18 protein-coding genes are annotated in these 24471 nt (G+C 52.7%); 13 read left to right on the top strand and 5 right to left on the bottom strand.

Annotated features, from left to right (window positions below; genetic code table 11):
• Nucleotides 1-77 precede the first annotated feature (77 nt).
• Complete coding sequence (locus tag IEY24_RS09020; protein ID WP_188930790.1) at nt 78-2408, bottom strand: S9 family peptidase; 2331 nt, start codon at nt 2406-2408, stop codon at nt 78-80.
• A gap of 325 nt (nt 2409-2733) precedes the next feature.
• Here IEY24_RS09020 and IEY24_RS09015 point away from each other — a divergent pair, with 325 nt between their 5' ends.
• Entirely contained in the window at nt 2734-2997 is a 264-nt protein-coding gene (locus tag IEY24_RS09015; RefSeq protein ID WP_188930788.1) for a CBU_0592 family membrane protein, read from the top strand.
• Here the strand turns inward: IEY24_RS09015 and IEY24_RS09010 are convergent.
• A complete protein-coding gene (locus IEY24_RS09010) occupies nt 2980-3597 on the bottom strand; it encodes a TetR family transcriptional regulator (RefSeq protein WP_188930786.1) in 618 nt (205 codons plus the stop codon). The genes IEY24_RS09015 and IEY24_RS09010 overlap by 18 nt on opposite strands.
• A gap of 202 nt (nt 3598-3799) precedes the next feature.
• Between IEY24_RS09010 and IEY24_RS09005 the strand changes: the two genes are divergently transcribed.
• The 9 genes from IEY24_RS09005 to IEY24_RS08965 all read left to right on the top strand — a co-directional run bounded on the left by IEY24_RS09005 (nt 3800) and on the right by IEY24_RS08965 (nt 19241).
• On the top strand, nt 3800-7066 hold the full coding sequence (locus IEY24_RS09005; RefSeq protein WP_188930784.1) for a SusC/RagA family TonB-linked outer membrane protein: 3267 nt from the start codon (nt 3800-3802) through the stop codon (nt 7064-7066).
• Between the two features lie 24 nt (nt 7067-7090).
• Nucleotides 7091-8890 (top strand): RagB/SusD family nutrient uptake outer membrane protein, encoded by a 1800-nt coding sequence (locus tag IEY24_RS09000; protein ID WP_188930782.1) that lies wholly within the window; start codon nt 7091-7093, stop codon nt 8888-8890.
• Nucleotides 8891-8905: 15 nt separating this feature from the next.
• Nucleotides 8906-9799, top strand: coding sequence for a metallophosphoesterase family protein (locus tag IEY24_RS08995; protein WP_188930780.1), 894 nt, complete (start codon nt 8906-8908; stop codon nt 9797-9799).
• A 131-nt stretch (nt 9800-9930) separates the two neighbouring features.
• A complete protein-coding gene (locus tag IEY24_RS08990) occupies nt 9931-11754 on the top strand; it encodes a right-handed parallel beta-helix repeat-containing protein (protein WP_188930777.1) in 1824 nt (607 codons plus the stop codon).
• A gap of 29 nt (nt 11755-11783) precedes the next feature.
• Nucleotides 11784-14150, top strand: coding sequence for a glycoside hydrolase family 95 protein (locus tag IEY24_RS08985; RefSeq protein WP_188930775.1), 2367 nt, complete (start codon nt 11784-11786; stop codon nt 14148-14150).
• Nucleotides 14151-14474: 324 nt separating this feature from the next.
• Nucleotides 14475-15104, top strand: coding sequence for a (2Fe-2S)-binding protein (locus tag IEY24_RS08980; RefSeq protein WP_188930773.1), 630 nt, complete (start codon nt 14475-14477; stop codon nt 15102-15104).
• Nucleotides 15101-16108 (top strand): FAD binding domain-containing protein, encoded by a 1008-nt coding sequence (locus IEY24_RS08975; RefSeq protein WP_188930771.1) that lies wholly within the window; start codon nt 15101-15103, stop codon nt 16106-16108. The genes IEY24_RS08980 and IEY24_RS08975 overlap by 4 nt, the downstream gene beginning before the upstream one ends.
• A 7-nt stretch (nt 16109-16115) precedes the next feature.
• Entirely contained in the window at nt 16116-18353 is a 2238-nt protein-coding gene (locus IEY24_RS08970) for a xanthine dehydrogenase family protein molybdopterin-binding subunit (protein ID WP_188930769.1), read from the top strand.
• A gap of 45 nt (nt 18354-18398) precedes the next feature.
• A complete protein-coding gene (locus tag IEY24_RS08965; RefSeq protein ID WP_188930768.1) occupies nt 18399-19241 on the top strand; it encodes a sugar phosphate isomerase/epimerase family protein in 843 nt (280 codons plus the stop codon).
• An 86-nt stretch (nt 19242-19327) separates the two neighbouring features.
• On the opposite strand, the gene IEY24_RS08960 is transcribed toward IEY24_RS08965, so the two are convergent.
• The gene (locus IEY24_RS08960; protein ID WP_188930766.1) at nt 19328-19777 is read right to left on the bottom strand and encodes a hypothetical protein; all 450 of its coding nucleotides are present in this window, start codon (nt 19775-19777) and stop codon (nt 19328-19330) included.
• 94 nt (nt 19778-19871) lie between these two features.
• On the opposite strand from IEY24_RS08960, the gene IEY24_RS08955 reads away from it, so the two are divergent.
• Both IEY24_RS08955 and IEY24_RS08950 read left to right on the top strand, forming a co-directional pair.
• The gene (locus IEY24_RS08955; protein WP_229221683.1) at nt 19872-20657 is read left to right on the top strand and encodes a sialate O-acetylesterase; all 786 of its coding nucleotides are present in this window, start codon (nt 19872-19874) and stop codon (nt 20655-20657) included.
• Between the two features lie 139 nt (nt 20658-20796).
• Nucleotides 20797-21651: a sugar phosphate isomerase/epimerase family protein gene (locus tag IEY24_RS08950; protein ID WP_188930764.1), complete on the top strand. Its 855-nt coding sequence runs from the start codon at nt 20797-20799 to the stop codon at nt 21649-21651.
• Between the two features lie 86 nt (nt 21652-21737).
• On the opposite strand, the gene IEY24_RS08945 is transcribed toward IEY24_RS08950, so the two are convergent.
• Complete coding sequence (locus IEY24_RS08945) at nt 21738-22334, bottom strand: succinate dehydrogenase/fumarate reductase transmembrane subunit (protein ID WP_229221681.1); 597 nt, start codon at nt 22332-22334, stop codon at nt 21738-21740.
• Between the two features lie 40 nt (nt 22335-22374).
• The gene (locus tag IEY24_RS08940; protein ID WP_188930760.1) at nt 22375-22821 is read right to left on the bottom strand and encodes a cupin domain-containing protein; all 447 of its coding nucleotides are present in this window, start codon (nt 22819-22821) and stop codon (nt 22375-22377) included.
• Between the two features lie 103 nt (nt 22822-22924).
• On the opposite strand from IEY24_RS08940, the gene IEY24_RS08935 reads away from it, so the two are divergent.
• Nucleotides 22925-24451, top strand: a complete 1527-nt coding sequence (locus IEY24_RS08935; protein WP_188930759.1) for an aminotransferase-like domain-containing protein — start codon at nt 22925-22927, stop codon at nt 24449-24451.
• Nucleotides 24452-24471 lie beyond the last annotated feature (20 nt).

Here is a 24471-nt window from a genome sequence, read left to right as displayed (position 1 = left end):
CTGTTTTCAATCTTTTAATCTACTCCCCGGTCTTAAGACCGGGGCAAGGGCTCTGCCTTTTACTGCTTTTGCAGTTTTTATTTTCCCAGCGTTGTTAGTGCCGGGGCGGATACCTTGTTTCTGTTCGGAGGATTTACACCTAAAAGCTTCTGTACAAAAAAGTCCCTTTTCTTGCGGCGTCCGTAAATGCCGCCATCGCTATGGCCCATGCCGGGAACAACGAGCAGGTCAAACTCCTTGTTGGCCTTGATCAACGCGTCGGCTACGCGGTAGGTGCTTTCGGGCGGCACGTTGGTATCCACCTCGCCTACGATCAGCAGCAAATCTCCCTGCAATTTGGCTGCATTGGTCACATTCGACTGCTCGTCGTAATGCTTGCCCACCGGGTAACCCATCCATTGCTCGTTCCACCATTGCTTGTCGACGCGGTTGTCGTGGCAGCCGCATGCCGAAACCGCCGCGTCGTAAAAGCCCGGGTGGAAGAGCAATGCACCCAGCGAGTTCTGCCCGCCGGCGGAGGTCCCGTAAACGCCCACGCGGGTCGAGTCCACCTGAGGATATTTTTCGGCCAGGGCCTTCATCCACGCAATGCGGTCGGGGAAACCGGCATCGGCCAGGTTCTTCCAGCAAACGTCGTGGAATGCCTTAGAGCGGTTATAGGTGCCCATCCCATCCATTTGAACTACAATAAAGCCTAGTTCGGCCATGCTCTGCATTTCACCGTAATGGCGGAATGCCTTGGGAACAAACGAATCCTGCGGACCTGCATAAATGTTTTCTATGATCGGGTATTTCTTTTTCGGATCGAAATTGCTCGGGCGGTACACGATGCCCCAGATGTCGGTTTGGCCGTCCCGGCCTTTGGCTTTGAAGATTTCAGGCAGCTTGAAGCCCAAGGCAAGGTATTGTGAAATATCGGCTGTTTCGAGCTTCATGACGAGCGAGGCATCGGCGGTTTTCCGCAATTCCGAAACGGGCGCGCTCGTCATGGTCGAGTAGGTATCGATGTAAAAAGCCCGGTCGGGCGAGAATGTGAGCTGGTGCGTTGCTTTTGCGTGGTCGGTAAGCTTCACCAGACCCGTTCCGTCGAACTTAATACGGTAATAATGAATGTGGTATGGATCCTCGTTCGCATTCATCCCACTGGCTTTGAACCACACCTCGCGTTTTTGTGTATCGACGCTGTCGATGTCGCGTACCACCCATTCGCCCTTGGTGACCTGGTTCTTGATCTTGCCGGTTTGCTCGTCGACCAGGTAAATGTGCCGCCAGCCGTCTTTTTCCGAAACCCAGATAATTTCATGATTGTCAGGCTGGTAATGCGTGTAGATCATGTTCTGGTAAATGAACGTATCCGTTTTTTCGTCGATAATATGCTTGGTCGCGCCACTGGTAGCGTCCACCTCGATCACCCGGAACCGTTGATGCCCCCGGTCTGCTTTTTCGTAAGTAAAATGCGTGGCATCGCCTTTCCGCCAGCGGATCACCGGCGCATTGAAAAAGTCGATCAGCTCGGATTGTACTTTCACGGATTTGCCTGTCTGCACATCGATCACATGCATTTCGTAGCTGGTAAATTCATCGCCCGGCTGCGCGTAACCGCGTGTTTTGACCTCCCCGCGGGTGGTATTGGGCAGCGAGGAAAATATAATGCTTACCTGACGCTCGTCACGCTCATCGATGCGATAGCACACGAGGTACCGGCCGTCGGGCGACCAGCTCAGTTCACCGTAAGGTTTGAGCGGATTGCCGTCGTAGGTCAGTTGTTTGCCGTCTTTACCATCTTTTTTACCTAAGTAAATATTGCCGTTGCGGACAAATGCCTTCGTCTGCCGGTCGGGCGAGACGCTATCAGCGCGGAAACGGCCCCAGCGGCTGAGCTGCCTGGTCCAACCGGTTTCTTTGGGTTTCGGCAGATCCGGTTTCGCGATTTTCTGCGCCGTGCCGGCCTCGGTATCGTAAGCAAACCATTTCCCTTTGCTTTGAAGGATAATGCTGTGTTTTTCGGGTTCGAAGTGAATATCGCTGATCCAGAGCTTCGTGGCCGAGAACGTCGAATCGTAAGCCTTGGACAGCGCCGCCGCTACTTTTGCATTGTCGAACGCCGGAGTCCTTTTGTTTTCGCCCGGTTTTACAACCAAATATTCAGTCAAACTATCCTTTAATACATTCCTGTACCAGAATGACTGCCCGTCGGCGAGCCAGTTGGGCTGTACCTGGGCTTTTAGCACGCTGCCTTTTGTCAGCGAATCCATCAATGTCATCCTTTTATACGAAGCTGCCAGCTCAGCCGGATTCGGCTGGTAAGCAGGCAATGACCGTTGCGCAATGAGCGGCGTGGCCAGGCATAAGGCGCTGATTGTGTGCAAGTAAAGTTTTTTACAAAGGCTTGGGTTAGGGATTTTCATAGCTGCTTTATTGAATATAAGGGCAATAAAATTCTTGCCGCCTGTTGTACAGGTAGTTGGGCCAGTGTGCCGCCGGGGCGACCGGTTTTGAAAATTATCTATTTGTAAAATTAGCAGGTCGGAAAACCAAAAACTTGATGTGAATTAGCGGCTTTTTTACCGATATTAACTTATTTCTTTCCGAAATTCCGCAAAACTGTGAATTTGGGTGATTTTATTTGGCCAATCCTTCAAAATGGAGAATAATGGCTTGTTTGGGGCTCGGCGACGGGCTATTTGGCCGGGAAAGTACACTGAGTTAATATTGTAGCGTAAAAATATGGATATGAACACCGCACTGATACTGGAAACAATGGGCTGGTTGGGCGTGGTTGCATACGTGCTCGCATACCTGCTGCTCACGATAGGGGTGCTAAAACCCAATGGCTACCCGTTTCACATCCTCAATATGGTTGGTGCGGCAAACCTCATTGCTTATTCCCTCGAATATGGCGACAAGCCGAACGTCGCCGTCAATGTGATCTGGCTGATGATCGGAATCGGGGCCGTGGCCCGCAGGCTGAAGCGGAAATCATCCGGCCACCTCTGACAGTTCCTGTAAATGAAGGATCGACAATGCCTGCTGCCGGTATTTGGCCAGGCGCTGCTCGTATTCGGCTTTGTCGGACACCAGGCTGAGGTAGAAATAGGCGCCGTCGATGAGTACGAAAATATTATCCGCTACCGTTTCCACATCGGTCACATCCAGTACGCCGTCGGCACGGCACTGCTCAATATGCCCGATAAGCATTTCCCTAAGCGAATCCAGCAGCTTTTTATAAAGGTCCCGCACCTTGTCGTCATGGAATGTCATGGCATAGCAGCCGTAAAACAGGCCGTCGTCGAAGAGCGTATTCCACTTTTTGGAAAAGATATTGCCGATGATTTCGAGCAGCGCCTTTCTTGAGTCGGTCGCGTTGGCCGCGCTTACCTTATAAATAAGCTTGTATTTATCGAGAATATAGTCGACCAGCCCGGACACGAGATCTTCGCGCGTCTGGAAATAATGGATAATGAGGCTGGGATTGATCTCCATCTTCGCCGCGATCTTGGCGATGGAGGTGTTTTCGAGGCCGTTCTTCTTGGCCAGGCTGTAAAACACTTTAATGATTTCTTTTTTGCGGGCTTCTTTAAGGCTTTTTCTTCCCATCGGCGGTTCAGGGTGTAACAGATAGGCAATATACGGTTTTTTGCGGAAACCGGAAGTGTGTTAGTTATTTAAAAATTAATTGAACATTCATTCAATTTATAATCACAATCAGGTAACTATTTTTTAATATTGGCGTAACTTTTGATTAGGACATTTGCATTCCGAAAATGCCTCAAAAGTTGTTAACCTTTAACTTTTACTTATGATGAAAAATGTACCTAGACCTTACAGTACCAGGTGGCTACGGTGTGCCTTGCTGGCTGTATTGATGACTTGGGCGTGGCTCGTGCCGGCCTATGCGCAAACCCTGCGGGTGACCGGAACCGTGACGGACGGAAAGGATCTTCTGCCTGGCGTGAATGTGGTGATTAAGGGCTCCATGAAAGGGACCATCACTGATCAGAACGGGAAATATAATCTCGACGGCGTTTCGGGGAACGATATTCTCGTGTTCTCCTACATTGGCTACAAATCGCAGGAGGAGCTTGTAAAAGGCCGGAGCGAGATCTTCGTAACCATCCAGGCTGATCCTGGCAACCTCGAAGAAGTGGTCGTGATCGGCTACGGTGTCGAGAAGAAGGTGAATATCACCGGTGCCGTGGACCAGATTTCGGGCAAGCAGTTCGAGGCGCGGCCGGTTGCGAACGTGATGCAGGGCTTGCAGGGGGTAAGCCCGGGGCTTAACATTACCTACCAGAGCGGTTCGCCCGGAACGGTGCCGAACTTCAACATCCGTGGTTTTACGTCTATTAATGGTGGTGAGCCGCTGTTCGTGATCGATGGTATCGCCGCGGCCAGCAGCCAGGATCTCCTCCGCTTAAACCCTTCCGATATTGCCACCTTCTCGGTATTGCGCGATGCAGCCTCGGCGGCTATTTACGGCGCGCGGGCGGCGTTCGGTGTGGTGCTGATCACCACCAAGCAGGGAGGACGGGGCAAACAATCCATTACCTACAACAACTTTTTCTCCTGGGGCCAGCCAACGGTGCTTCCCAAGCCAGTAACCGACCCATACATTTTCTCCCGTGTGCTCGAAACGTCTACCGATAACACGCCCTGGGATTATGTAAACTACTCAGATGAGTATTACGCCTGGGCCAAGGAACGTTCGGATAATCCTTCCACGCCCGACACGCGCCTCGACCCGTCCGACCCTACCAAATGGGCCTACATGGGCAGCAACAACTGGTACGATTACTTTTTTACCAAAAGAAGTTTCTCTCAGAACCACAGCATCGCTTTCACGGGAAGTGCCAAAACGGCCAATGAACGGACGGTAGGTTACTATATTTCGGCAGATTATAACCGCGAAGGTGGTCTGAACAAACTGACCGACGATTACTGGAACCGCTATTCTTCCCGCGCTAGGCTGGACTTTTCGCCTTTGAAATGGCTGAAACTGGATAACAACCTGTCGATTTACCGCACGGAGCGTGCTGTTCCGACTGCCGACATTACCGACATTTATACCCTGCAACCCACACAGGTTGCAGTGAACCCGGATGGTACCTGGGCGAATACGGGAGCGGGCCGCCTTGCTGCAAAACTTAGGGACGGTGGTAAGAAGAGCGAAGAAATGTTTGGCTTTCAGGATATTTTCCGAGGGATCATTACCGCTTTGAATGGCGATCTGCAAGTGACCGGATCGGCGAGTTTCAAAAGGGAACAATGGAAGTACCACCAGGATGAGCTGATTTATGAAATCGGTTATGGTCCGGGCGATATCCGGAAAAGCGACGGCACCGGTTTCGTGTTGGACAAGTCCGGAACCCTGGTCAACAATGTCCTGGACCTGTTCGGAAATTATACCAAAACCCTCGGAACGCACCGGATCAGCCTTCTCGCCGGGTACAACCAGGAGTATTACGGATATAATACGACCCAGGCGCAGAAAACGGGTGTTATTTCATCCACATTGCCCTATCTCAGTGTGACGAGCGGCGGTGCGAAGGCTTTTGGCGGGGACAGCAGTTATGCTACCCGAAGCTATTTCGGCCGGATCAACTATACTTTCAAAGATCGCTACATTATCGAGGCAAATGGCCGTTACGACGGGTCTTCACGGTTCCCTTCCAGCAATCGCTGGGGCTTTTTTCCATCGATATCGGGGGCCTGGATCGCCAGTTCCGAATCTTTTGTGAAAGAAACATTGCCCTTTATCCCCACCTTGAAATTCCGGGCATCGTATGGGCAGCTCGGTAACCAGAATGTGGCCTATTACGGTTTTCGCCAGGCATTGCCTACGGGACTGTCGGGGTATCTGATCGATGGTGACAAACAGCCTGTTATTACCGGTTCGCCCCTTCTGGAAATCAACCCGGCGAACTATACCTGGGAACGTGTATCGACTCTTAACTTCGGTGCAGACCTGGGTGTGCTGAAAGATCGCGTGACATTGGGTTTCGATTATTATATCCGTAATACAACCAAAATGCTTACCGGAGGGCAGGAGTTGCCCGGTGTCCTTGGAACGACGGTGCCCAAGCAAAATGCGGCTGATCTGCAAACCAAAGGCTGGGAGCTAACGCTGGGCTTTAACGACGCTTACACAGTGGCGGCCAAGCCATTGTCGCTTAGCGCAAAACTGATTCTGTCCGATTCCCGCTCAGTTATCACCCGTTTCAAGAATGACCAGGAGACGTTTACTGCGAACTATCGTCAGGGTCAGGAGGTCGGCGAAATCTGGGGACTTACGAACGACGGACTTTTCAAGAATACCGATGAGATCGCGAAGCTGGACGAGAAGGACCTTATTCCATGGGGAGCACTTTCAATAGTACCCGGCTGGCCTAAATACAAAGACCTTGACGGAGATGGCCGCATTATGCGCGGAGCAACAGCCAAAGATCCGAAAGATTTGAAGGTCATAGGCAATACAACACCACGTTTCCGCATTGGTTTCAACCTGAGCGCCGATTGGAACGGATTTGATTTCTCGGCAGTGCTGCAAGGCGTTTTAAAAGGAGATTATTACCCGCAGCATTACCTGTACTGGGGTCCGTATCAGCAGCCTTATGCCAATGTGTACCCCTGGAATCTCGACTTTTACCGCGGTCAGGCGGACTCGGACCAGCAGCGTGCCAAGCATTCGCAGTCGTATATCGCAGCAGGCCTGGCCGATGCCAACACCGATGCAAATTACCCGGTGCTGCAATCGTGGCTTGCGGATAACAATTATTCGCCGAGCTCAGGTCTCGATATTCCGCAAACCAAGTACCTGTTGAATGCTGCTTACCTCCGCGTAAAGAATCTTACGATCGGTTATTCATTACCTACCGCACTGTTGAGAAAGCACAATATCAGCCGGGTAAGGGTGTTTGCGAGCGGTGAGAATATTTTTGAATTCTCTCAACTTAAAAAGTATTTCGACCCGGAAGTGATCGCGGGCAGTGATACATTCAAGAGCTCGAAGGGCTTTTCTTACCCATTCCAGCGCAAGTTCGCATTCGGTGTGAACGTCGAGTTTTGATCTCTATCTAAATCCGTATTACAGATGAAAAAACATATTTTATTGCTGTCCTTGCTCATTGCAGCTAGTTCTTGCAACGACGACTTTCTGGACAGGTACTCGCAGACAAAAGTTTCCCCGGAAGTATTCTTTAACAATCAGCAGGACCTGGCACTTTATGTCAACGGCCTGCTGAATATGCCGGGAATCGGTTCTTATCTCAACGATCAGGACACGGACAATGCAACCACTACCGGTGCTGTGGAAATGAAAGTGGTGATGACGGGTTCGCCCAGTTCGCAGACGATCAGCGGTGGCTGGGATTGGAGCCGGCTTCGGAATATCAACTATTTCCTCGACAATTATCATAAGGCACAGGTGGCAGCGGACATCAAAGCGCATTATGCCGGTCTGGCCCGCTACTACCGCGCGCAGTTTTACCTGGATAAGGTTGCCCGGTTCTCCGATGTGCCCTGGTATTCTAAAACATTGACTGACAACGACGAGGATTTATACAAACCGCAGGACCCACGTACCTTGGTCATGGACAGTGTTATGGCTGACCTTGCCTATGCCGCAGCGAATGTAGGCGATTCCAAAGAGCTGGTTCCCTCAGGCACACCCAACAAGTGGGCCGTGATGACCCAATATGCACGTACCGCCCTTTTTGAGGGCACTTATCGCAAGTATCATCCCGAACTCAACTTGCAGGCGACAGCAGGCAAGTTTCTGGAGACCGCCGCGAGCGTATCGGCAGACATTATGGCTTCCCAAAAATTCAATATCTCCAATTCGAACAAGCCTAATACCGATTATGCTGCGCTGTTCAATAGCCTGGACCTGAGCCAGAACAAAGAAGTGATTTTGGTGAATGAGTATGATCAGGCGCAACAGGCCGGAGGTAATGTCAACAGCACCGTTTTCGGCGATTACGAGCAGGCACCCTCGCGTGACCTCGTGCAAACCTACCTCATGAAGGACGGTTCCCGTTTCACCGATATTGCGGGTTACCAGCAGTTTGGCTTTGTCAAAGAATTTGAGAACCGCGATCCGCGCCTGGCTCAAACCCTCGTGTACCCGGGCTGGGTGCGTGTGCCCGACGCCACGCCCTACATCCAGCGGTTGAACAAGAACTTCACAGGGTATCACCAGTTGAAGGGGTATATGAATACTACTGATAACAACGCCCTGAATGGCGCCGATTTCCCGGTTTATCGCTACGCCGAAGTGCTTCTTACTTATGCCGAGGCCAAAGCTGAACTCGGGACGCTGACGCAGGCTGACCTGGATAAATCAGTGAAGCTGATCCGTACGCGGGTAGGGCTGCCGGATTTACTGCTGGCGGAAGCCAATGCTAAACCGGATGCTTTTCTGGCCGCCAAATACCCGAATGTAACGGGCGCCAACCGCGGGGTGATCCTGGAAATCCGCCGCGAAAGAAGGGTGGAATTTGCATTCGAAAACCTCCGTTTCGACGACGTAATGCGCTGGCAGGCCGGCAAGTTGCTGACCGTGATCCCGGAAGGGATGTACTTCGCCGGCCTGGGCAAATATGACCTGACAGGCGACGGCGTGGAGGACATTATCCTGATCGACAAGTCGAAAACGATCCCGACCGAGAAGGACAAGGAAAAGAACAGCCTCGGCGTGGCTCTGATCTACTACCGCGCCGGCTCCATCGGCGAGGACGTAACCGTATACCTCAAAAACGGCAATGCCGGTGGTACTATGGTGACCGAAACAGCGGCCCGCAAATTTGAAGACCCGAAATATTATTACCGACCTATCCCTCAGAAAGAAATGCTGCTGAACCCCAAGTTGAAGCAGGTTTTTGGGTGGAATTAATTTAAAATCAATACAATGAACAGACGTTCCTGGATCCGTAACACCGGATTGCTCACGGCTGCTTCGATAACTGGCCCGGCTACCAATGCCGGGCATGTTGCCGATAAGCCGGTACTGAAAATCGCACACATTACCGACGTGCATATCCGCGAAGGCGACGACGCGCCGAACCGTTTCAAAAAGTGCCTCGCCGACGTTTTGAAACATAAACCCGATTTCTTCCTCAATGGCGGCGACTCCATCCACGCCGCAGATTATAAGGATGTTACCCGTGACACCATGCTCGGCTACTGGAAGTTATGGGACGAATGCACGGCAAATCTGAAAGGTTACGAGATCCACAGCTGCATCGGCAACCACGATCCCTGGTGGGCGGCGCCTTCGAAGGAGGATGAAATGTACGGCAAGAACTATGTGGTCAAAAGGCTCAAAACGCCGGGCCGCTATTACAGTTTTACCAAAAAGAACTGGCATTTTGTGATCCTTGACGGGAACAACGAGCACGTTTCACTGGACGACGAACAATACCAATGGCTGGAAGCGGACCTGGCGAAACTCGCACCGGAAACATTTGTGCTCCTGATGTCGCATTACCCGATCCTGGGCGCTACGCCTATGCTCGCGGGCGGGGGAGGGCATTCGGATTACAAGAAGCTGAAAAATCTTTTTTACAAGCATCGCGACAAGGTTCGCATTTGCCTCAGCGGGCACCAGCATTTGCAGGACCATACCGAGTACAATGGTATACAATATTGCTGCAATGGCGCGATGAGCGGCTTTTGGTGGGGGAAAGGGGACGCCGAATCGGCTGCACCGAATTACTACCAGGAAACGCCGCCGGGCTTTGCCATGCTCGAATTGTATGCGGACGGGAAGGTCACAAATGCCTATTACCCACACGCTTACTAAGCATAATGGTCCATTAAAAATCCTGTCGGCACTTCACAGTTTTTTGCGAAGAATGCCGGCAGGCTTCTTTTTTGCATAAACTATCTCGATTTTGACCTAATTTGCGGGCCAGATTAACGATTCCTGACCCGATGCCCTTGTTCTACCGCTTTTATGCCGCGCTTTGCGGCGCGTTACTGCTTCTCAGTCATTCCCAAGCCCAAACGGTTTCAGTCGCCGACGCGGGCATTCGCCCCGATACTTACGAAAACATCACCGCCCGCGTTCAGCAGGTGATTGACGAGGCGATCCGCACCGGAAAGACAACCGTGACGTTCCCGAAAGGCCGTTATGATTTCTGGCCGGATGGTGCTATCCGTGAAAGGTATTTCATTTCAAATACGGCTACCGAAGCCGAGGATTCGCTTAAAATCCGCATCATCGGCATGCTGTTCAGGAACGCCCGTAACCTGACGATCGAAGGCAGCGGCGCGCTGTTTGTCTTTCATGGCAAAATGACGACGATCGTGCTGGATCGCTGCGAAAATGTGAAGCTGCAAAATATCCACGTCGATTTCGAACGGCCGACGATGTCGGAAATGCGGTACGCGAAGGTTGCCAATGGCGAAGTCGAGCTGGACATTCAGCGCGATGCACGTTATGCGATCCGAGACGGCAGACTGGAATGGTTTGGAGAAGGCTGGAAAACGACGCATTTCCACGCCGTAGAGTTTGATACTACCCTGAAAACCATGCGTTACAGCGACTGGAAGCCTTTTGCGAACGCGCAGGCGACAGAAATCAGTCCCGGCCGCGTGCGTTTCAAAACCCGTGTTACGCCCAAACCTGGTAATATCCTCACCGTCCGCGACATCATACGCGACCAGGTTGGGATGCATATCCGCGAATGCAGAAATGTGACGCTCGAAGACGTAGGCATGCATTATATGCACGGCCTGGGCATTGTGAGCCAATACACCGAAAACATCACCATGCGCCGCGTTACCTGTGCGCCGCGACCGGAAACAGGCCGCATGATAGCCTCGTCCGCCGATTTTATGCACTTTTCGGGTTGTCGGGGAAAGGTTACCGTCGAAGATTGCCGGTTCTCAGGCGCGCATGACGACCCGATCAACGTGCACGGCACCAACCTCCCCATTGTGGGAAGGCCCGATGTAAACGCGCTCAAAGTGCGGTTTATGCACGGCCAGAGCTATGGTTTCAATGCATTCTTCCCGGGCGATACGGTAGCATTCGTGCATTCGGCTTCCATGGAGCGGTTTGCCCATGGTTTGGTTAAAGCAGTTAGCCGGCTCAACGACCGTGAGGTGCTGCTAACCTTTGAAAAGCCTGTTCCGGCGGGCCTGGAAGAGCACGATTGTGTAGAGAACATGACCTGGACGCCGGAAGTACTCATCCGCGGCAATCATTTTACCCGCACCAATACCCGGGGCATACTTCTCACAACTCCACGAAAGGCCGTGATCGAAAACAATACATTCTTCCGCACCGGTATGAGCGCCGTGCTTATCGAGGCGGACGCGGAAGGCTGGTATGAATCGGGCCCGGTGCGCGACGTCACGATCCGAAACAACGAGTTCATCGATTGCGCTTACCAGGGCGGCCCGGGCAATGCCGTCATCGCCATTAACCCGTCGAACAAAGTGGTGGACGCCAGGAGGCCCGTTCATTTCAATATCCGGATCGAAGGCAATACTTTCAAAACATTTGATTACCCTGTTTTGTACGCAAAAAGTACCCGAGGATTGTTTTTTGGCAATAACAGGATCATACGCACAAACGACCTTGATCCGCAATCGGGCAATCATCATATGTTCTGGTTCAATGGCTGTACGAATGTCGAGGTTTCGGATTTGAAGCTGGAAGGAGAGGTGCTGGGCAAGAATATCCGGTTGGAAAACATGCCCAAAAGCAACATAAAACTGAGCGGCTCACCCAAACTGATTTTTGAATAATTTTACCATTATTTGCCAAAAAATTATTGATGAAAACATTTCTAGGCCCGCTAATTTGCGCTATTGCCGCATTCAACCCGCTGCGAGCGCAGCCAAACCCCAATCCCCAACCCGCGCCTTTGTCGCTATGGTACCAACAACCGGCCAAAGAATGGATGACCCAGGCATTGCCGATTGGTAATGGTCATGTGGGCGCGATGTTTTTCGGCGGAACGGACGAAGAACGGATCCAATTTTCGGAAGGCAGCCTTTGGACGGGCGGCAAGGGAGCGAATGCAGACTATAATTTTGGTTTAAAAAAAGAAGCCTACAAACATTTGCCCCAGGTACGCGAACTACTCGCAGCCGGGAAAATGAAAGAAGCGCACGCACTTGCCAACAAGGAGCTGACAGGCGTTATTCATGAAAAAAAGGAAAATACCCCTTCTTCCGATTTTGGTGCGCAGCAAACAGTGGGCGATATTTTCGTGAAAGTGCCCTCCAAAGGCGTCGCACAGAACTACCGCCGCGAATTGAATATCTCCGATGCACTGGGCAAAGTGAGCTACGACGCCGGCGGGAGCCATTTTGAAAGGACATTCTTCGGGAATTATCCTTCCAAGGTAATGGTGTACAAATTCACTTCCTCGACGCCGGAAACGTATTCCATCCGTTTTGTAACACCGCATGCGAAAGACCATGAGCATTTTGACAAAAAACAATACACATTCGGCGGGCATTTAAAAGACAACCACCAGGAGTTCGAAACCGTTTACCGCATCGATACCGACGGTAAAACGGCTTTCAGCAATGGCGTGCTAACCGTGACCGGCGCAAAATCCATTGTGCTGATCCACACCGTGGCGACCGATTACCTTATGAAATTCCCTGATTATAAGGGTAACGACTACAAAAAGGCCAATGCCGCTACCATGGCCAAAGTGGCCGGAAAGACCTACGCCGCATTGCTCGCCGAGCAGCAAAAGGATTACCACAATTTATACGACCGCGTCGCATTGAAACTGGGTAATGCAACCGCGCCGGCCATTCCTACCGACCAGCGTCAGAAAGCCTATGCGGCGGGACAGCCCGATACCCGTTTGGAAGAGCTTTATTTCCAGTACGGCCGCTATCTGATGATCTCGTCCACACGCCCCGGCACCATGCCGATGAGCTTGCAAGGGAAATGGAACGACAGTACCAACCCGCCGTGGGCGAACGACTATCATACCAATATCAACGTGCAGATGCTCTACTGGCCTGCCGAGGCGACCAATCTTTCGGAATGCCATTTACCGCTGATGGATTTTACCCGGTCCATTGTAGAACCGGGACGTCTGGCGGCGAAAGAATTTTTCAATGCCAAAGGTTGGATCGTCAATACGATGCTGAACGCCTATGGTTATACCTCGCCGGGATGGGATTTCCCCTGGGGCTTTTTCCCGGGTGGTGCCGCTTGGCTTTGCCAGCATATGTGGGAGCATTATGCATTTACCAATGACAAGGTATTCCTGAAAAATACGGCCTATCCGGTCATGAAGGAGGCTTCGGAGTTCTGGATGGATTACCTGACCGGCGACGGCAAAGGCCGGCTCGTTTCATCGCCATCGTACTCGCCGGAGCATGGCGGTATTTCCAGCGGTGCCACCATGGACCACGAAATGGCCTGGGACGTGCTCAACAACACGGCCGAAGCCGCAGCCGTGCTGGGTATCGATGCCGATTTCGCACAGAAGGCCCGGGCTACCCGCGACAAGATATTGCCTTTGCAGATCGGCCGTTGGAAACAGTTGCAGGAATGGCGAGAGGATGTCGACGACTCTACCAGTCACCACCGGCACGTATCACACTTGTATGCATTGCACCCTGGCAAGCAAATTTCGATTACCCAAACCCCGGCCGAAGCGGAAGCCGCGCGCGTGAGCCTCAATGCCCGTGGCGACGAAGGTACCGGCTGGTCGCTGGCCTGGAAAGTCAACTTCTGGGCGCGTTTGCAGGATGGTAACCGTGCGCACAAACTTTTCAAAAGCGTGCTCCGGCCCGTAGCCGACCAGGGTACCAACATGGCCGACGGCGGCGGCTCATACGCCAACCTCCTTTGCGCCCACCCGCCATTTCAGCTAGACGGCAATATGGGCTCCACCGCTGGAGTAGCCGAAATGCTCCTCCAATCGCAAACCGGCGTGATCGAACTATTGCCCGCATTACCTGATGCATGGGCGACCGGTTCGGTGAAAGGTTTGAAAGCGCGCGGTAATGTGACGGTAGATGAAGTTTGGGAAAATGGTAAATTGAAATCCGTGACGCTCGTCTCACCCAATGCACAGAAACGGGTATTGAAATACGGAAACAAAACGATCAATGCAGAGATAGGTGCGGGAAGGGAAAAGACGTGGAACGTAGTTGATTTTAAATAATCTAAAATCAAAATGCGGTAGTCATACCGTAGCGATGTAATATTGGTAGCGGTCAAGCCGTCTCCCATATACCGGGAAATGCCGTCAGGCATGTAACAGCAAAGCATTGTTGTTGCATGCCTGACGGCATTTTTAACTAAGCCAATCCGCCATATTACTACCAATATTACATGCCTGACGGCATTCGCCCGCCACTCATTTCTGACCATACCTGACCACCACTTGACCACCCCCGATTACTGCCTGACCATTCCTGATACTTTCCAACCGGTAAATCACACACCTACCTCCCTTTTCAATACATAATCACCGAACTGAACGACGATGGACATCGACCACGACGCTACTCCGCCCGACGCCGAAAACGAAGCCCGGCGTTTTTTTCTGAAACAATCCATGTTCATCGCCGGGCTTTCGATGGCGCCGGCGGACCTTCTGCAAGCAGCACTGGCACCTGAGGACGGGCCGGTAGGTAATGCGGCTAAGGTGAAAATATCGCTGACTGTCAATGGAAAACGCAGACGCATTTCCATTGATCCGCGCATGACATTGCTGGGTTTGCTGCGGGAAAATCTCGGATTGACAGGAACCAAAAAAGGTTGTGATTTCGGGCAATGCGGGGCTTGCACCGTGCATGTCGACGGACGTCGGACCTTGTCTTGCCTGACGTTCGCTGCCATGCAGCATGGCTCGAAAATCACCACCATTGAAGGATTGTCGAGTGGGGACAACCTGCACCCGTTGCAGGAAGCGTTTATCAAACACGACGGGTTTCAATGCGGCTACTGCACGCCTGGGCAGGTGATGTCGGGGGTTGCGTGTATACGTGAGGGGTGCGCGGGCTCAGCAGAGGAGGTGCGGGAATATATGAGCGGCAATCTATGCCGTTGCGGAGCTTACCCGAACATTGTGGATGCCATTCTCGAAGTAAAAATGGAGGGCTTGAAAGTATGAAACCATTTCAATATCTCCGTCCGAAAACAATCGCGGAAGCCATTAGCATGGCCGCCGACGACCCCGAAGCGCGTTACATTGCAGGAGGGACCAATCTGGTCGACCTCATGAAGCGGGGCATCGCGTCGCCCACAAAGCTGATCGATATCAATCACCTTCCGTTAAAGAAAATAGAACACCGGTACGACCGCCTACGCATCGGCGCATTGGCGCTGAACAGTGAGGTTGCGAAACATAAGGCTGTTGTGACCCGCCAGCCGTTACTCGCACAGGCATTGCTCGCGGGCGCGTCGGGGCAGTTGCGCAATATGGCCACGGTGGGCGGTAACCTTTTGCAGCGCACGCGTTGCAGCTACTTTTACGATCTTGCATTGCCTTGTAACAAGCGCAAGCCGGGCTCCGGCTGTGGCGCGGAAGGAGGCATTAATCGCACACACGCCATCTTTTTTGCGGGAAACGGCTTTGGCGGGATCGAAAAGTCGTCGTGCTTGGCCGTTCACCCCAGTGATATGTGCGTGGCACTTACTGCCGTGGATACGGTAGTGGTGGTCAATGGCCCGGACGGGGAGCGGAGGATACAAATGAAGGACTTTCTTCGCCTGTCTACCCAGCAGCCCGAGCTGGATACCAACCTCGGCCCCGGCGAGCTCGTGACGGCCATTGAGGTGCTGGATAATGCATTTGCCAAACACAGCCATTACCTGAAAGTGCGCGACCGGGCTTCCTATGCCTTTGCATTGGTGTCGGTGGCAGTGGCGCTGCAAATGGACGGCGGCCGGATATGGGATGCGCGGCTCGCACTCGGTGGTGTGGCCCATAAGCCCTGGCGCTACTGGGCTATCGATCTCATGTTGAGGGGAAAAGCTCCGTCGGAGCAGCTTTTCAGGGAAGTCGCGGAGCATGAAATGGAAAGTGCAAAGGCTCTGGAAGGTAATGCGTATAAGATTAAATTGACATCCAATGCAATGGTTGCTGCATTGAAAACCGCCGCGGGCATTTCCTGATCGGGCTATGAAAAAACAATTGTTGGATAATGCATCGGACACCTCGCTCGACCGCGTCGACGGGGCTGTAAAAGTGACCGGCACTGCGACCTACTCCGCCGAGTACCTCGTACCGGGACTTGTACACGCCGTATTGGTAACGAGTACTATCGCCAAAGGCAGTATCACGGCCATCGAATCGCGCGAAGCGGAAGCCGTTCCTGGCGTGCTAGCGGTCATCAGCCATCTCAATGCGATTACTGTGCCTGGCTGGCCGGAGCGAAAGCAACCTGCTGAGCGGGTACCAGTGGGCACGGCACTCCGGGTGTTTTATGATCCGCTGATCTATTTCGATGGCCAGCCTGTGGCGATGGTCGTGGCAGGCACGCGTGAGCAGGCAGTGCACGCGGCGTCGCTCGTGCGTGTGACTTATCAGCAGGAAACCCATCAAACCCATTTTGAAAAAAATATAGGTAAAGCAGGTGTTGCATTGAATGTCCAGCGCTCCAAAAATTCACCTTTTCAGGACTATCAGCGCGGCGAGGCAGCTAAGTCAGAAAATACCGAAGTCAGGATCGAAGCCGAATACACCATTCCAACCCAGCACCATCAGCCGCTGGAACCGCATGCGATCATTGCGGTATGGGAAGCGGACGACAAGCTGACAGTTTACGATAAAAACCAGGGTGTTAAATCCGCGCAGGGACAATTGGCGCAGGCATTCAAACTGCCCCGGGAAAATGTGCAGGTAATATCAAAGTACATTGGCGGCGCTTTCGGGTCGGGAATTCGCGTCTGGCCGCATACAATGGCGGCGGTAATGGCGGCAAAGCAGTTGAAGCGGCCGGTGAAATTGGTACTGGGGCGGGAGCAGATGTTTACCTCTGTCGGTTACCGGCCCTATACCGTCCAGAAAATCAATATCGGTGCTACCAAAGATGGCCGGCTGATTGGCATTGTGCATGAAGGGACGGGGCAGACGTCGATGTACGAAGAACATTTGGAGCGCACCGTTCTCGCGTCGCGTACGCTGTACGCCTGCCCGCATGTAGCCACGCGCTACCGCCTGCTCCCGCTCGATGTGAACACGCCCACCTGGATGCGCGGGCCGGGCGACGCCACGGGCATGTTTGCATTGGAATCGGCTATGGACGAACTGGCATTTGCATTAAAAATGGATCCGCTGGAATTTCGGTTGAAAAACTACGCCGAATCCGATCCCGAGCGGAATTTGCCCTGGTCGGCGAAATCGCTGCGGGAATGCTATGAGCTGGGTGCGGAAAAGTTTCGCTGGAACAACAGGATGCAGGCGCCGCGATCGGTGACCCAGAACGGCCTGCTAATGGGGTACGGTATGGCATCGAGCCTGTATGGTTTCCACCGGCACCCCTCGAAAGTGAGGGCGGTTATACAGGCCGACGGCTCTGTGATCGTCCAAAGCGCGACGATGGACATAGGCCCCGGTACCGGCACGGCTATGACGCGCATTGCAGCCAAAGTTTTAGGTGTGAATGCAAAAAAGATCCGATTCGAACTGGGGCACTCGGCGTTGCCCGATGCTCCCGGCCAGAATGGTTCGGCCACGATCCCGAGCGTAGGCTCGGCGGTGCACGTGGCTTGTGAGGCGTTGAAGACCAGGTTGGTTGCGCTGGCGCGGGAAATGTCAGAACGGTTTAAGTCAGGGGGCCAGGTGGTGGTCAGAAATGGTCAGGTCTATGGTTCGGTTGACGACAAGGACGGGGTGAGTTATGCGGATATTTTGAAATACCATCATTTAAATGAACTCGAAGTAACGGAAGAGTCGAAATCGGGCGCGGAGCGTGACCAGTATTCGATGTATTCATTTGGCTGCCATTTCGTGGAGGTGCTGGTGAGCCCGCTTACGGGTGAGGTGCGCGTTACGCGGGTGGTCACGTGCGCGGATGTAGGTGCGATCATCAATTACAAAACCGCCCGCAGCCAGTCGATCGGCGGCGTTGTGGGAGGGATCGGAATGGCATTGATGGAGCATTCGGAAATGGACCACCGCTTTGGCCGCTATGTTACCACCGATTTTGCCGGTTATCATATTCCCGTGCATGCCGATATTCCGCCCATTGAAGTATATTACATCGACAAGCCGGACGTGCACGTCAACCCGATCGGCTCCAAAGGCCTTGGCGAAATTGCCATCGTGGGGGTCGCCGCGGCTATTGCCAACGCGGTTTTCCACGCTACCGGCAAGCGGGTGAGGGAACTGCCGATCACGCCCGATAAGTTGGTTTAATCGTAGCGTTTTGTTTCGAATCAATCATTTTAAATACAAATCATTTTGAAAAAGTACACACCGGTCATCGCTTTTGTCGCGATTGTAATCGCCTCAACCCTTGCATTATACAGTTTTCGTAGTGGCGGGCCCGGCGGTAGCATGAAATGGAAGCCGGGTGTTGCATTGTATTCTTTCAACCGTTTTTCTTTTGAAGATGCGCTTGATAAAGCCGACAGTATCAATGCAACGTATGTCGAAGGTTTCTTTTTTCACAAATTGGGCGATGCGTTCAATGGCCACTCCATTCCCAGACTGACCGACGAGGAGATCAAAAAAATGAAAGGTATGCTCGACAAGCGGGACCTGAAAATGAAGTCGCTTTACGCCGACGGTAAAAATGAGGACGATTGGAAAGCTAATTTTGAATTTGCCCAAAAAATGGGCCTTGAGTTCCTGACCGCCGAGCCGCAGAAGCAGCATTGGGACGCGATCGAGAAAATGGCAGAGCACTATAAGGTCAGGGTGGCTATTCACGAACACGCCAAAGGTTCGAGCTATTTCTGGCATCCCGATTCCGTGGCAATGGCTATGCAGGGCCGCCCGCATTTCCGCGCCTGCGCCGACATCGGTCACTGGGTACGCAGCGGCCTCGATCCTGTGAAATGCCTTCAAACCCTGCAAGGGAAGATTATATGCCTGCATATCAAAGACCTCGACGCCGCGGGGAACCTCAAAGCAAATGACGTAATGGTAGGGACTGGCGTGATCGACTATCCGGCCGTCATCGCCGAGCTTAAACGCCAGCGCTTTGACGGCTACGTTTACATCGAACGCGAAGGAAATTGGAACAAAAACCTGCCGGACGTTGATCACGCTTTGAAGTATCTTGATCGGCTGAACCGGTAGTGGGTGGCTGCTGACCGCTTCTGGCTATCCTGACTGCTTCTGTCATCCTTGACGTACGACCATCCGGCCACGTCCGATAATACCGACTAACCTTTAACCCACTTGACAATCAAATTAGCGACTAGTAGTATTTGAAAGGCCGCGAATGTGACAACGGCCATCATGAAGCGCGTGTTTAGATCCTCCCAGTCCTGATATTGTTGCGGCGACATCGGTTTCCAGGTATCAACCGCATTGTTGGGCGGGTAGCCCGTCGCGCTGATTATGTACAGGGCGATGCCGATTGTTGCGAGTACGTGTGCGGCAGTCAGTTGCGGAAAGCCGGTGCGGCTCCGGGTAAGCCAATACAGGAGGCTGGTAATCAGTATGATCGTGATCAGGAACTCGGCGATCAGGTCGATCCGAAGGATGTAATAGGTGTCGTAAAGCTGCACATCCACTGCGTAACTGCGCCTTAGCCAGGCCACGATGGCCAGAATAGGGCAGGAAAGGAGGAGTACAATGTGGGGTTTGGTGTGGATGAAGCTCTTGCGCATTGACCTTTTGATTTGTAAGGCAAATTAATGGATAAATATTTGCCCGGCTTTGCTTTTGTGTTAAATGTCATCGATTTCAAAATGTCTGTTAGTAATGAGCCTGACGCTTAAAACCTTGAAAATACTGCTCGGCATGCTCGTCGGCTCCTCCACCGCCTTTGCCCAAACCCCTCCCGACCAAATGGACCTCTATCTCCTTGTCGGACAGTCCAATATGGCAGGGCGAGGGGCGACGGATGCCGCTTCAAAGCCTAATTCTCCCAAAATATGGGCCATTAACCGCCATAATGAATGGACAATGGCTACCGACCCGCTTCATGAGGACAAGCCCGCGGTAGTAGGGGTAGGTCCCGGCCTGACCTTCGCGCAGGAAGTGCTCAAAGAATATCCCGACCGCCCGATAGGCCTCATTCCCTGCGCAGTAGGCGGCAGCGGCATCGACGACTGGCTGCCGGGCGTTCGGCATGAGCAAACCGGCATTTACGCCTACGACGAAATGCTCGCCCGTGTGAAAGAGGCACAGAAGCGCGGGACGATCAAAGGGATTATCTGGCATCAGGGCGAATCCGACAGCTCACCTGAGAAAAAAGATGCTTACGCCGCCAAGCTGGCCGATTTTTTCAAACGCCTGCGCAGGGATACGCATACCGAAGATGTACCGCTGGTCGTAGGCACACTGGGAGACTTTTATGTTGCCAAAAACCCTGCGGCAGCATTCGTTAACGATGTAATTGCTGATTATGCCAAAGATACCAAACGCGTTTACCTGGCTTCGGCGTCGGGCCTGACACACAAGGGCGATGACACGCATTTCGATGCCCCTTCGGCGCGGGAGCTGGGGAAGCGGTATGCGGAGGCGTTTTTGAAAGCGAAGGAATAGCGGTTGTAAAAACGAGGATGTAGAACCGGCGCATTAGGGTAAATGGCCAGGTTCCTCGTCAATTAAATATCGGCGCAAGGCTGGCCCGGCGCTTTTTACATTAACCGCAAAAACTCAAAAACCTGATCACCATTTATTCATGAAAATCAAACATTTAACGCTCCTGGCGGCATTGGCTTGCGGATATTCGGCCTCTGCCCAGAAAGGAAAGCCGCTGTTCCCCGATCAGCCGGGGATAGTTTCATACACATTCCGGACAAGTCTCTCGAAAGATGCTGCCGCGACATTGGACACAATCAAAGCGTTGAAAATTACGGACATGGAGTTTTCCAGCCTGTTTGGTAAGACTGCCGCGGAGCTCCGCAAGTTGCTGGACGAGCGTGGTATCAAATGTTCGTCGTTCGGGGTAGGATATGCCGACGCGCTAAACAAGACGCAGGAAGTAGGCAATAATGCCAAAACGCTGGGCGCGAGCTTCGTGCGTGTGGCGTGGGTGCCGCATAAAGGACCATTTACGCTCGAAGCGGCTCAACAGACGGTAGCTGATTTCAACAAAATAGGTAAGCAACTCAAAGAAGAATTCGGCCTTACATTCTGCTACCATAACCACGGCTACGAGTTCGAAAAGCACGGCGACGGTACGCTCATGGATTATATTATCCAGAACACTGACCCGAAATATGTCAGCTTCGAACTCGATATGCTTTGGACCTTTTTCCCCGGACAGGACCCGGCTGCGCTCATCAGCAAGTATCCCGACCGTTTCAAACTCATGCACATGAAGGATCTGAAAAAAGGGGTGACGGGCAATATGTCGGGCGGCACGCCGGTCGAGAACGACGTTGCATTAGGCACGGGTCAGATCGACATTCCGGCCGTTCTGAAAGCTGCGCGGAAAGCGGGACTTAAGCATTACTATATCGAGGATGAAAGCCCTAGCTACGCAAAACAAGTACCGCAGTCGATCGCTTATTTGAAGAGTTTGAAATACTAATTCTTATTGAAATAACTGCTTTGGTAGCCGCATCCGCATTTTACCGGCGGGTGCGGCTATTGTTGTTTTGTGCCCTCGAATTCAGGCTATAATGGATAAAACAGTCCGGTGAAGGATGCCATGATCAGGGCTGTAACTATTGCGCCGGCTCCTAAAATCAACAACGCCTCCCTCCTGAAGCCTGCGCTTGCATCCGGCCCCGATGCAACCCGCGCGAGCTCCACCCTGCGTGCGTAATGCGCGCACGCTATATGCGTGAAGGCGCAAAGCACTGAAAGCGTATAGTAGGGGATAAAAAACAGCTTTTCAGGATAATGGACTGCTACTCCCGATGCGAAATAAAAATCTGTTTCGATATGCCAGTCGTACCGTGCCAGCAGTACCGCTGTGACATGGTTGATCAGGAATAACGAAAGGTAAACTCCGCTGACCGCCTGTGCTATCACATACAGTGGCTGCCTTCTGAACCCTTTTGTGAAAACCAGCCGCAGGCCGCTAATAATCTGGATTGTAACGCACAGCAGTAATAATACCTCCACCGGCGGAAACCGGTACACCATCCGGAAATATTTCATGACCGTAATGTGCAGCGCCGGTCCGCCGAGGGCAAAAAGGTGGTTGGAAAGGTGTAAAACGAGAAACGCCGCGATGGCGACCCCGGAAATTCTGTGTAATTGTTTCAACTTCATTGGTATATTGCCTTGCTCTTTGTGCCGGTTTGGATTATTTCTTGGTTGTTGGGGCTGGATATTCGGGCGTGTATGCGTTGCGGCCGTCCTTGATCAGAAACAGCAGCAGCACACGCGTGGGGCGGTCGCGAAGCGGGTTGGCTGCGAGCGAATGAAGGACGTTTCTTTTCTCGAAAAACATCTGGCCGGTTTTGTACGCAACCGGAGCCGCATGGTCCAGGCCAATTTGCACCTCGCCTTCGAGGACATAGCCGAATAGATCGCAGTCGTGGCGGTGGCTTACGGTATCCGTTGCGCCCGGGGCGATCGTCATAACCGACGATTCGAGTTTGTAGCCTTTCAGGTCGGCGTCGGTGAGCCATTCGCTGCGCACGGCTTGAAATTGGAACGGATCGGCCGTAACACCGGCTTTGGTATGCTCGTGTTGCGCAATGGATGGGATGGAGGCGAAAGCCAGCAGTAGGAAAATAATAGTTCGCATTGTTCTTCAGGGTTTTGGTGATCAGGCAAATATAAATGCGCCTTACACATGCCGGATAGTCCAATGACCATATAGTTGCTAGTCCAGAATTAAACCATTGGAAATGATTGAGCTCGGTAGCCTGATCAGGGTTTGCAGGCAGGGAGATTTGCCGTTATACATTCAAATCGTTGAACAAATCAGCACGCTGATCCGGGAAGGTGTCTTGTGCCCGGGTGTGCAAATCCAGCCAAGCCGGGAGCTGGCCCGCTCGCTGAAACTTCACCGGAATACTGTCGTAGCGGCATATGAAGAGCTGGAAGCTCAGGGGTGGATCCTGGTTAAGCCGAGGAAGGGGTGTTTTGTTTCGCCTCGGATGCCGGGAACCGTACCTGCCCCGCTGGCGCAGCCGGGGCAGGTACGCGAAGCAGGCTATCCCGTTTCAACCGGTTACGATATTGACTATGAAATGCGGGAGGAGTTGCAGGTCAAATATCCGTCGGGAGCATTTAAATATGTGTTCAATGAGGGTTTCCCGGACGTAAGACTAACCCCTCTGAACGAGCTCCTGCGGGAGTACCGCGTGATAGGCAAGCGGAAATTTGCCCGGGATTACCTTTCCTACACAGCTAAGGAGGGCTCGCCACGTCTGCGGGGTGAGGTTGTTCGCATGCTCCGGCAGACGAGAGGGCTGAATATCGGCATCGAGCACGTATTTATTTCCAAAGGCGCACAGATGGGCATGTACCTGGCGGCATCGCTGCTGCTGAAACCGGGCGATTCGGTGATCGTGGGTGATCCCGGTTTTTTTGTAGTGACCCAAATGTTCATCCGGCTGGGCGTTAACGTATGCCGCGTGCCGGTGGACGGGGAGGGGATCGACGTCGACGCCGTGGAAGCAATTTGCCGGAGCACGCCCGTGAGGCTCATTTATGTCATCCCGCACCACCATCATCCTACCACGGTTACCTTGTCGGCCCCGCGAAGGCTCCGGCTGCTCGAACTCGCCAAAACCTACCGGATCGCAATCATTGAGGATGATTTTGATTTTGACATTCACTATGAGAGCCATCCCACATTGCCGATGGCCAGCCGCGACGCGAACGGGAGCGTTATATATGTCGGCACGTTGACGAAAATTCTTGCTCCTGCCATTCGGCTCGGTTTCATCGTCGCTCCGGCCAAACTCATTGCCTTGCTGGGCCAGCACCGGTATGTGGTCGACTTGCAGGGCGATAACCTCCTGGAAGAGGCGGCGGCGGAACTGCTGCGCAATGGGGCCGTCGAACGGCATCTGAACAAGATCAGAAATTTATACAAAGAACGCCGGGATCTGCTGTGCGCCATGCTCGCCGAGCGCCTGCCGGGCATTGTCTCGTTTACGGTACCAACGGGCGGTATGTGCCTTTGGGTGCGGTTCAACGGGGTCGATACTGCGGGTGTTGCCCTGGAAGCACAGCGGCGGGGTCTTTTTATCAGGGATGGAAAACGGCATAACCCGCCGGGTGCGGACTTGAACGCAATGTGCATCGGGTTTGCGTCGCTTGGTTTGGAAGAACTCAGGGAGGCCACTACGCTTTTAATCGACGCAACATTGCACACGATTTCGGCTAATGTTCAGATTGTCCAGCTAAACCGGCAAATTGTATAAGCGTAACTGTCGCCAGACGG

The sequence above is a fragment of the Dyadobacter endophyticus genome (assembly GCF_014641595.1).
GTDB classification, from domain to species: Bacteria; Bacteroidota; Bacteroidia; order Cytophagales; family Spirosomataceae; genus Dyadobacter; species Dyadobacter endophyticus.
This window is presented reverse-complemented; position numbering and strand designations above follow the sequence as displayed.